We start from the raw sequence: 11,742 nt of genomic DNA on the forward strand, positions 1-11,742 counted from the left end.
ATTTTAATGAACCCGGTAATCGTACGTTTGAATGGTAACAGGACCTAACAACCCTGATGCCTGCAACTCGGAAGAAGCTGTATACGGATTAAAAACTGCCCAGGTTTTCCGTTCTTTTTCGGGCAACTGTTGATCACCAATCAACCGGTTCATCCAATTGTTGACGACTTCTACTTTCAATTTATTCTCTCCCTGCTTCAAAAACGCAGAAATATTCAGCCGGTACGGATATGTCCACACGCCACCTGCATAGTGGTCGTTCACATACACCTTACCCAGCGCCATGACATGACCGAGGTCAATGTACGTTTGTTGCTGCGGTACAGCGGAAATTTGGAGAATGGTCGTATAGGTTGCGGTTCCGGAAAAATATTTGATCGCCGCATCCGAAGAATTTCTCCAGTCATAGAGACTATCAAAACGAACAGTGCCTTCCGGCGCCGATAATCCTTTGAACGTTACTTCCCAGGGCGATGTCACCGTACTGATTACGCGACCGGCGGGAAAATTCCGATCACCTTTTTTCGATTCGACTTTTGCTCCGCTAAACACAATGAATGCGCTTCCGAACGGCTCAAGCTCCAGCGGAACGGTTGTCGTTCTCCCGTCGCGGGTATATTCAGGCAATACACGCATTTCACCGGTGAGCGCATCCCATACTTCCGGATTTCCGTTCACCACGCGGAATGTGGCGTTGAATGTTACTTTTCTTTCCTGCTGATTGGAGATGTAATAGACATCATAGTCGCTTACCGTGCGATGAATGAACCGCACATCCAATGCGTTATTGTCGACGTTGCAATCCGGCAAAACAGACAGTACACTGAAAACACTTTCCAGCGTTGCCTCCTCGCCGAACACGTAGCCCTTACCGAGCTTCTGATAGCCTTTGGGAGCGACATTCTTCCATAGCGCGTCCGACAGCTTCTTTACTTCTCGATCGGCGTGCGGATAGTTTACGAGGCTGGGCGAATATTGTGGGGCGGGTCCCAGAACAACCAGCCCTTGCCGGACCATATCTTTAATTTTATTCACCAGTACGGGACGCATGGTATTAAGTTTAGGTAAGATCAGTACGTTGTATTGCATTCCACTGCGGAGCAAAAGTTTTCCCTCTTTTACAGATGCCTGATTGAGCAATACTTCGCCGTTGATATAATCAAACGAATATCCTTTTGGCAAAACAGGATCGCACACGCCTGTCATCTTAGGCGCATCCTCACCGATGAAATAGGCCACATCGGCACTATATCTCCCCTGCTGAAGCATGAAATTAGTACGTTTGAGGTATGCCGCAAAAACATCAAACTGCTCAAACCACGTATTCTTACGGTTGAACTCATTTCCAAACCATGCGTTCATTCCAGGCCACCGGTCTTCATACGGTTGATGTACATACACATGTAACAATGTGCTGTTGATGCCTTCGGTAAAAAAACGGTCACCACGTTGTTTCATCATGTACGGAGTTCTTCCAAAAGTTCTTCCCGCAGCAGTAAAAGACTCCGCCCAAATTTTACGCTTGCCATAAATATGCCCGCTGGAGGAGGCTGCTTTGTTTTCGATGTCGCCCAACGCACCTTCACTCCAGAACTCCCCGCTGATCTCATCCGACTGTCCGCCGTATTGCAAAAATTCCCCCGGGAATCCCCAGTGCCCATAGTTCTCCAGCCAGGTCCTGAGACCATGTTTATGCGCTACTTCACGCAGGCCGCCAACATAATCGTATGCCACGCGGTCCGCAATCAATCTACGTAAGTCCCAAAGAAAACGATCGGAGATATCAGGGCTGCCCACCACTGTTCCGCTCAACACAGGTAAGTACGGAGTAGGGTCATAACCATATACCTGTTTGAAACGGTCTGCCATATCGTCCGTCCAGTTCTGGCCCCCGGTTTCATAGCTATCTTCTACAATCAGCTTGAAGGATCTTCGATCTTCGGCAGGCACCCTGCGCAGTATCTCGCCGATGAATGCATCAAAATGGTAGGCCGCGTGTTTCTTACTCATCTTATCCACCTCTAAGCCTGTTGCTTCGGGTGATGCCGGAGCATTTGTGACCTGGGTAGTAAGCATCGCCGTGCGCAAAATCTTCCATTTACCAGCAGGTACATCCCATTCCAGTTTTCCGTTTTTGAACCTGGAGGTGATGTCAACTACCTTGTCTGCTGCAACCACCAGAGAAGGATCGGAAACCTTCGCCGGTTTGCCCCACAGGTAATCCTTCCACAACGGTAGCGGCGATTGAAACATCTTCGCCAGTGTTTTCTCCGGATAGCGCTCCACCACCGGCTGGGAGGACAACCGAACATCGATGGTGGCGCTCACCGGATCCACAACAACGAGGCGATAGTTTGTTGTTTTGACCTCCGGCAGGGAAATAACAATGGGTGCCAGCGGATCGAATCCTACGTTTAAGGCCGTATTGCTCCGATTGATGGTAATGTGTGTAAGCAATTTGTATTCCTGACCATCTTTATAATACACATCTGCAGCATTTACGGTGGGTGCATCTACACGGAGCACCAAACTGCGCATGGGATTTTTCCCGCTCACGTCAAAAGTAAATATTCGTTCATGCGTATCGCTTTTTGCAATGCTGGCCTGATAGCTTTCACCGTTCGCCGGAAGCCGCCAGGCAATCACTTTCACATCTTGTGCATGTGCGCCTACCACGGGCAGGTCCTGATTGATTTTTGCAGGACCCTCCACCACCACTTCTGACGATGCCAGGTAACGCATACTCTGCGCCGGTTTGATCCAGGGCCCGCCCGACTGACTCCAACCCGGACAGTTGAACAAGCCTATTTCAATATTCAATTCGGTAGCTCTCTTTAACGCTGCATGAAGGATCTTCCACCATTCGTCCGAAAAAACTTTGTGCGCTCCATAAGGAGTGCCTTCATTCACAATGTTGCTGCCAATAAATGCCCGGTTGATACCGGCTTTTTTCATGGCATCGAGATCCTTGATGACGCCCTCTTTGGAAATATTGTCGGAGATCCAATACCAATAAACACCCAACTGTACGCTATCCGGCACGGTACGAAATCCAGCCCGCACGGCCGTGAACGAAAAGTCCTTTTGGGCCTTAGTATTTGTGTAAAAAAGTAAAAACAGCACGCATGCTAACAATGTCGCTCTATAAATCATATGCACTTATTCTCCCATTAACATCTTCATCGACGTAACCGTGATTTACTTCAACATGATTGTAATTTCATTTGGAGCGTCGCCTGCTTTATACTCAAACACCAAAGTCCCTTCCGGCGTGCTCTTGATCCGTTTTAGCGTTTTATTATTCTGCAGTACGGTGTAATAACTGCTTTGCCTGAGCGAATTGACCTGATACACTAATACGCCAGAACCTCCAACCCGGGACGACTGGATAAAAACCACTTCGCTGGGTTCGCATTTTTTAATATCCAGCGTAAGGTCATTCTTCGGTGACGCCTTCAGCTGTAAGGAAGCCTTGTCGGCATTACCCTTAAAATACGACACCTCATTACCCGTGTTATAAAAACCAAAGTCTGTGTTGGAGACTATCTTAAACTGACCATTCGATATGGCATACCTGTTCACATCCAAATCAATGGTCAGTTGCTGATTACGATAGTTGTATTTTAGCTGCGTTCCGGCCAGGTCCGGAGTAGTATGTGGGTCCAGATAGAACCGGTTGTAAAGCGGGTTGATTCCATAAATTGCCTGGTACAGTCCAACAACCGAAAGAGCATTTCCCGAGAGAATATCGTCTCCGCGCCCATCTTGTTGGGCACGTCCATAGCGCTGAAACGCCAAGCCGTCTTTTGCATATTGCGTCAATACTCTTTTTACATACTTGAGGGCAATCTCAGGCTTATACGACGCATAGGCCCTGGCGGCGACCGATCCCCACGATAAGAAGATGTCGCCATTCTCATAGTTTGGAAACGGAAATTGCCAGTCGTTGCCTTCGCCCGGTGCATAGCTGTACAAGGAGATCGGCCAGAAGAAAAGATTCTCCTTTTGCATTTGCGCCTCTATAGTGTCCAGTATCGTTTTGATCCGCGTTGGGTCGTCACAAATACCGTAGGCAATAGCCATGAAATTTACAGGTGTGACCATGTTCGTACCGTGAATGGAGCCATCCTTATCCCGCCAGTGTATGTAACAATTCCTTTCAGCATCCCAGAAACCTCCGGATGAGGTGGGTTTATTGAAGCTCGCCTTTAGCTTTTCCGCAAACGCCATGTAGTACTTTTCTTTTACGGTGTTGCCCAATTGTTTTTCAACACCCGCCCACAAAACAAGAGCCCGATAAAGTTTGGCATTGACGAAGGCGTTTTCATACGCCGCCCAGATAATATCGATCCAATCGCTCCCTCTTTTCTGTTTATGGCTGTCTGTCATCATCTCTACCAACCCGTTGTCATCGCTGTCGCGGCCCACAATCCAGTCCAATGCTTTTTCGCTGGATTGCTGATGTGTCTTCACCCACTGCAGGTCACCATTCTGATCATACAATTCGGCTACGTTTATCACAAAGTCGGGGTTGGAATCCAACAGGTATCCCCACTGCGCCTCGTAGAAGCCTTTGTCTGTATATCCCTGGGGCATAGCATCCTCATTGGAATATGCCCATCGCGGCCACACTCTCCCGTCGGGCTTTATGGCATTATCGCGATAATAGTCAAGACACTCTCTATAACCGGTTAAATAGTTATCGTCATTGATACCGAGGCCCATTTGCGCAATGTATTGCTCGTGCAAGCAAATGGGGCCATACGGCGTATGCCAGCTATTGCCGCCAAAATGTTTTTTTCCAATCACACCAATGCGGGCAATGGTGTTCAATACGGCGCTGACCTGTTCCTGATCGATGCCGACCAGTTTACCCCTGCCGAATTTCTTGTTAAAATCAAAGTATGATAGCGTGATGCTCTGTGTGCTTTTCCCTGCACCAATCTCCACCGGCGCCCATACATCGGTTGTGTCGCGCACATACATTCTCCTTTTTGTGTCTGGATCAAACCGCGGCTGCATTTCTGTCGACGACACTCCGACTGTGTACACCAACTTATCGTCCACCGCCCGGCTGTAATCCATGGCGATCTGTTTGCCTGGCGCGGATACGGAAACCGTGAGTCCGTTGCCGGTCTTGCTATTCCAAAACTCGGATGTGCTGCTACGCACGCCGTAGGTATCCCGCTTCTTGTTGAAAAGATAGAACCAAGCCAGCCCGCCATAGTCCTGGTAAGCGCCCTCCCACGTATTGATAGCATCGAACCTAAAAACAGGGGACCCGAGATCTTCCGCTATAACTGCTTTCGAGGTGGTCCGGTCTATATCGAACCGAATGTCGTTGGCGCTGATGGTGAATGTCCAGGTTTCCTCTATGGCAAGACCCTGGCCGCCATACGATATTCCTTTCAGTATAATAGTATTACCGGCTATCGTAAGGGAGGGGTCTGCCGGCAACGTCAACGTAGTGTACTGTGAGACCTTTGTTCGAATCAGGGAATAAATACCCGCATCGCCCTGTATGACCTGCTGGCCATTGACGATTGCCTGTGATACGTTTGCTCTTTTGTTATAGTCAAGGGTAAGGGTAATCTTCTCGTTGCCAAAAACAACCTTCTTTGCACGTGCATCGTTGTTGATTTTTGATTGTGCCAAACATTCACTGACTGAGCCAATACAAATAACCAGATAAATAAGACGACGTGTGAATAAATTCCGTTTTGTGATGACGACCATTGCTTTATCAACTTTAGTTTCCTGATCAATATTATTTATTAGCAAACCTGATTTACTTCAATGTTGAGTAGCGCCCCCAGCTTCTTTATTTTAGAAGTGATGTGCCCCACTCCCACAGCGCAATGATGCGCAGGCCCGTAGTTATTCCATTCCTCCACAAATTTTCTCGCACCAATGGAAAACCTGTAGCGACTATTGGTATTTCCGATCTCGAGGATGGGTCCCTTTACGGATTCGCCCTCCGCGCACAGCAGCATGAGTTTTCCATCCACCTTTTCGACCACCGAGAGCAATGTGATCGCCCCGTGCTTCACCGACATTTCCACGGAAAGGCCCTTCCCTACTTTACCGTGATAAACATATAACGGCCTTACCTTTGTTTTGCCTTCCGCTATCTGGATGTGCCCCGGGCCATCGTGCCCCATCAATACAACATCGTCGTGATAGTCCATGGCGTAGTATTCTGTAAATGAACCGCCCACGTGAAAAGCATCCAGAATCTTCATTGCCTGGGCGTTTTTTACCTCATACTCCCCTGCCACCGGAATACCTCTTGCCGTCAACAAAGAATTTCCCAGGATGACGGAGCTCATGGTGTCTTCATTGCCATTGCCTGTCCCCTTATGGTAATACGCCATTGACCCAAGTTTATACCGATCTACCAGTAAATCCAGGGCAAGTGAAGTTTTCGCCGCACGCTCCAGCTCTTCACGCGGACAATCGGACTGAACATCAAATGCTTTCTCAAAATATTTTACGCGTTCTTCAATTTGCGCGGCAGAAACTTTCTCGCGCAGAGAAGACAACTCATCCACTTCGATGATCTCGATGTGCCCGCCAAAGGTGGCACAGTGAAGCGTGAGATTTGAATAAATATCGAGCATACCGCCGTAGTAGTTTCCCATCAGCCCCAGACGGTTGTGGCTCATGGTGTGAACCACACGTGCGGCGTCTATCCAATCCCCTACCTCTTTCCAGGCATAGGGATCATCGTGCAACATTCCGGTAACCTGGAAGAATAAAATATTGGCCCGTCTGAATACGCTGGCAATCTCCGGCACGGGGCACGCCGAGCAGTAGGCCAGCCACTCGCCTGTCATCTTCGTACGGTCTTTGAGGCTGTTGAATTGCTTATAGTCAATGGATGCCTCTGGTGACAGGTTCAAAACAATGACAGGCACTTTAGCACGCTGTATCACCGGCAACACGGTGGACGACAAAGCATAGGTGGTTACATACAAAAAGATCACATCTACATCTTCCCGTCTGAATTGATGTCCGCAATCCACGGCCTTCTCGGGGGTGTCCACCAGGCCGAGATTCACCACTTGTGCGCCGTAGCTTGCTATTTTACTTTCTACAACTTCTACGTAGCCTTCCAGTCGCTCCCGTAAACCTGGAAATTGACACCAATAGGCTTCAAGTCCAATACCAAATAATCCTACTTTAAATGGGTATTCCTTTAATTCCATCATCTCAACGTTCAACTATTAAAAATGGCTTTGTTCAATGGTGACAGGCCCTATAAGTCCTGATTTAAAAAGTGGGTCGTCTTTACTAAAGTGTCTGAAGGTGCTGAATGTATATCGCCCGCTTGTGCGGCGCGCATTGTTCAACAGCCATTCAGGCCATTGATCATGTTGTATTCCATCATCCCGCAGTTGCTCATCGCCGATCAGGCGGTTAGGCCACAGGTTAGCAACTTCTATCTCCAACAAGTTCTGCTGTTCTTTTACAACTTCACTGATATCCACCTTCCAGGGCGCCGTCCACACAGTGCCTACCTCCTTACCGTTGAGTCGGATCCGCGCCAGCGCATTCACCTCCCCTAAGTTCAGGAACAATCGCTCACCTTTCTGCAACTTTGTGTTGACCGGCAAATCAAATGTTTTTGTATATACTGCGATACCCGAATAATACTTGACCCCGTTTTCCGGTCGCAGTGTCCAATCCTCCAAACGATCAAATGACAGCGTTCCCGGTCCTCCCCAGGCCTTATCAAATGACACCGTCCAGCGGCCATCTATAGTTGTCACTACCGTAACGGTGGGAAAGTTCTTAGCCTGCACAGGCTTCTTATTGCTCTTTTCAAAAACAATAAAAAAACTCTGATAGGGTTCAAATTGTAATGGAACGGTAATCTGGTTTTCCTTTTTTGAAAACTCGGGGAGGTCGTATGTTTTCCCCGTTAAGGGATCCCACAACGAAGGAGCTCCTTCAACCGTTCTGAATGTGCCATTGGTTTGGAGCCGCTTGTCCGTGCGATTCGACACAAAGTAAATATCCCACGCGTCAGACGCACGGTGTGTGTACCGGATAGCAGGATCGGATTTGAAATCCGCCGGTATGCCAGCAGCCGCCAACAGTGCTGCCGTCACATCATACAAAGGATAGAGGTTATCCGTTTTAGATGTCACTTCACCTCCCCAAATAATTTTCCCGTTGCCATAGCTACGCATAATCTGCGTGGCAGGTATGTCGGACGATCCCCAAAGTTCATTTGCTAAAGATCTTATCGCTGCATCACACTGCGGATAGCCGGCTAAGCCGGGTGCTTTCTGTGGCGGACTGCCAACAACGGTTGCGCCGGAGTCAACAAGTGACGTAATTTTCTTCAGCAAGGCCGGCGTCATAGTTTCCCAGGCGGGAAGCACCAGTAAGTGATAAGACGCTCCACCCGGAAACGTAACCTTATGATCTTTTACGGAAGCCCTGTATAATTGTCCGGGCGAGCACCCGTCGAAATTGTAGGCTTTTCTATCGGGCAAAAAAGCATCTCCCGACAAGGCAGACGCCGGCGCCCGAAAAATGTGCGGGGCACCTTCCGGTGTCAGGTATAGAATGTCCGCCACGGCTTTACCCTGACGCAATAAATACTGGCATCGTGCTATGTATTGATGATAGGCATCAGCCATGGTCCACCAGGTTTGGTTCCTGTTCCATTGCACGCCATACGGCCCCATCGTCATGCCCGGTTTTAGTTTGTCATCCAGCGGCTGATGTTGAAAGGTATGATAGAAGAATTTGTTTACACCGGCTGCAAACGCCCAGTCACCCTGGTTTTTCATGGAAGCGGGATGTTGCCGCCAGCCGTCTACCGCAGTAAACGCTTCCGCAGCAACAATAGACTGACCGTTGACATGCGCAAGGGAAGCAGCCTGGATACAACTAAAGGAAGCGTTATACCCGCCGGGGCTCCAGAACTCACACATGGGCACGTCGGCAACGGCGCCAAGCTCCAGATCGGCGGTAGGATTCATATCATAGGGCTCTATCGACAACCCCAGACCGTTTCGGTGACTATATCTTCTTAGATGCTTAGCATGGTTCTCCACGATCAATTCCTGCGATGTTTGCCGCAAATCCCACAAGAACCGCTCACTGATCTCCACACTCTCCACGATCTTACCGGCATATACCGGATAAAATAAAAGCGGGTCATAGCCCCTTCGCTTCATAAACTCGTTTCTGAATCCCACGCTCCAGTTTTGCGCGCCCATTTCCCAGCTATCCATGTGCAGCATAGTCAATCCTCCCCGGGTGGATTTGTTTCGCGGGCCGATCTTTTGAAGAAGCGTGCCGGTGAATTCTTTCAGGTGAGCATTAAACGCCGTGGTATCGAACTTGTCGCACTCAAAGCCCAGACCTGGCAGCGGCGCCGGACGGGTAGCAGCGCCGTTATTCCTGCGCCCAAAACGCATCACGACCCACTTGCCGGGTGGCGCTTGCCACAACAGCCTTCCATCAGCGTCTAATTTGCCGGTGAGGTCTATGATACGGTTCTTTTCAATCACCGCGCCCGCGGCCGAAATGGGGTAATTTGCTTTAGAGGGAAGATATTCTTTTACGCCGGCCTGCGAAGTATACGGTGCCCGGTAATACAGCGCTTTTTCGTCAACGTCTGCCAGCGTATAACGATCCGGCGACGGGAACGCCAGCACGGCGACATCTTCATAAAAATCCATCCATTCCTTTTTCAATTCCGGTGTAAAGACATCTTCACCAAAAAATGGGCGCTTCGGCAGGGATACCGGCAACACGATTGGTTTCTTCACCGATCCGTCAACTTCCACGCTACTGCTTACCAGATGCTGCATGGATTGCGATGGCTTTACCCAGGGGCCTCCGCTGCCTGTCCAACCGGGACCAACCCCCAATGTCATTTCTATTCCCAGACGTTCGGACTCGTGCACCGCATGTGCAAATAATGTCTTCCACTCTTCACTTAGAAAGTCAACTTTGCCGCGGGGGATGCCAACATTTACTTCCAGGAACAAAACACTGCCAATCCCCTCCTTCTTCATCGATTCGAGATCAGCCGTCATGCCTTCTTTCGACAGGTTACCATCCATAAAATACCAATACACTCCGGGCCGGGCATCCTCCGGCGGATGGAGGAATTGCTCTTTCATCCTCCGGAGGTCATCATGACGTTCTCGTCCGCCAAAACCGAGCAGTAAAAGGAATATCACGAGGACGGCGCTCTTCACCAGGTAGAGCATCTTTCTATAAATTAATTTAATCATAATTCAACGACGGCCACTGAGAATGGCTCCAGTACAATTTTCCCATCTGATACCATGGCGCTACCGGGAGGGTTTTCGCCCGTAGTTATGTCTACATAATTGATCTTCGCTGCACCGGTTGCTTGCGGTAGCGTCATCTCCACACGTGTATTCTTCTTGTTGATCAGTAAGATTTTTTTACTGTTCAATCCGACAAATCCCTGGGTAGCGACACCCGGCACATTGGAATTCGTTTGTACAAGTTTGTCGCCGGGATGAAAGTTATCGATCAACAGTTTCAACACCCAGTACCTGGCATTGCCGTTGCCGTTTTGCCAGTTTACCATGCTTACGTCCGGAAATTGGGATGGATAGCCCACCAGTTGCGACTCCCCCACTACATCAATGCCCATTTTTGTCAACTCCAGGAAAAGATGGGCATACAGGGCACCCGCGAGGTTCCAATAGTTATTGTCGATTGGACCAGACACTTCGGGGCCACGCAGAATAACACCCAATTCGTTTATCATGGTAAAACACTGTGGGGACAGTCGCTTCCGGATGTTCTCAATATAACGCACCCGGTCTAAAAAAGCATCGGCCTTTTCAAAGAACGTATATTGATAGGATTCGAGTGTTTGTCCTTCAAATGACGGAGTGGAGTAATGATGGTACGAGATTCCTTCCACGGTAACACCGCGTTTGTGGTTTTTGGCATTCAGGAAGTATTCAAAATATTCCGGGCTGTTACTGAAAGCGACGGAGATTCCTACAAATTTTGTTTCCGGAGAGATCTTTTTAAGCTCCGAGACAATGGCATCATACATCGCGGTGTACAACGGTGGTGAGATGTTGTGCTCCAGGTCCGGTTCATTCAGTACTTCCCAGTAAGGTATTTTATAGTAATGTCCCGATTTATGAAATTTCCCCAACTCATCTGTGAACCCACCCTGGGTGTACCAACGGAAGACCCGCACATAGTAGTCCGCCAGTTCTTTCATCGAAGGATCTCTAAGTTTTGTTCCCTGGTTGTAGCTCCAGGTGGTTTTATAGGGATCTTCAGGATACGGCACCTTGTTCTCTGTCTCCCACATCCATGCAGGCGTTGTACTAAAATTAATGACAACGGGATGTCCCTTGGTCGCTTCTATCACAGCCTGCATGGTACTATCCAGATATGTAAAGTCCCAAAATGTTTCTGTCCTGGTGGGCGGACGCAATTCGGCGACAGCCATTTTAGGATAGGGAAACCACGGAACATAACGCAGATAATCGGCCTGGAGATCTTTCAATGCTTTGAACACGCTTTTGTGGATCGGTGAACCAGGCCTTACCATCGGGTTCTCTACCAATTGAAGCGTGGGAGTAGTTTTAGAGATTAGCTGTGTCTTACCCCAATCTGCGGTAACAGTATGCTGTGCATGACTATGCGCAGGAAACAAACCAATCGCCAACAGCACCGGCAAAATAATCTTGTTACTATTTTTTCTCATGGTCTTGA

Annotated in this window: 5 protein-coding genes; all 5 read right to left on the reverse strand. The window is 48.9% G+C overall.

What is annotated here, in order from left to right; all coding sequences use genetic code 11:
* Positions 1-3 precede the first annotated feature (3 nt).
* Positions 4-3,063: a glycosyl hydrolase gene (locus K7P01_RS27025; RefSeq protein ID WP_267297719.1), complete on the reverse strand. Its 3,060-nt coding sequence runs from the start codon at positions 3,061-3,063 to the stop codon at positions 4-6.
* A 135-nt stretch (positions 3,064-3,198) separates the two neighbouring features.
* Positions 3,199-5,655, reverse strand: a complete 2,457-nt coding sequence (locus K7P01_RS27030) for a glucosidase family protein (protein ID WP_267297720.1) — start codon at positions 5,653-5,655, stop codon at positions 3,199-3,201.
* A gap of 119 nt (positions 5,656-5,774) precedes the next feature.
* Positions 5,775-7,211: an arabinose isomerase gene (locus K7P01_RS27035; protein WP_267297721.1), complete on the reverse strand. Its 1,437-nt coding sequence runs from the start codon at positions 7,209-7,211 to the stop codon at positions 5,775-5,777.
* A 15-nt stretch (positions 7,212-7,226) separates the two neighbouring features.
* Entirely contained in the window at positions 7,227-10,262 is a 3,036-nt protein-coding gene (locus K7P01_RS27040; RefSeq protein WP_267297722.1) for a glycosyl hydrolase, read from the reverse strand.
* Positions 10,259-11,734: a hypothetical protein gene (locus K7P01_RS27045; protein WP_267297723.1), complete on the reverse strand. Its 1,476-nt coding sequence runs from the start codon at positions 11,732-11,734 to the stop codon at positions 10,259-10,261. The genes K7P01_RS27040 and K7P01_RS27045 overlap by 4 nt, the downstream gene beginning before the upstream one ends.
* Positions 11,735-11,742: the final 8 nt, after the last annotated feature.

The organism is Parachryseolinea silvisoli (assembly GCF_021190955.1).
Classification (GTDB): domain Bacteria; phylum Bacteroidota; class Bacteroidia; order Cytophagales; family Cyclobacteriaceae; genus Ohtaekwangia; species Ohtaekwangia silvisoli.

What these genes read in the sequence shown, in the direction of transcription:
- K7P01_RS27040 (WP_267297722.1), bottom strand. Translation starts at nt 10,262, where the DNA reads ATGATTAAATTAATTTATAGAAAGATGCTCTACCTGGTGAAGAGCGCC.
- K7P01_RS27035 (WP_267297721.1), bottom strand. Translation starts at nt 7,211, where the DNA reads ATGATGGAATTAAAGGAATACCCATTTAAAGTAGGATTATTTGGTATT.
- K7P01_RS27045 (WP_267297723.1), bottom strand. Translation starts at nt 11,734, where the DNA reads ATGAGAAAAAATAGTAACAAGATTATTTTGCCGGTGCTGTTGGCGATT.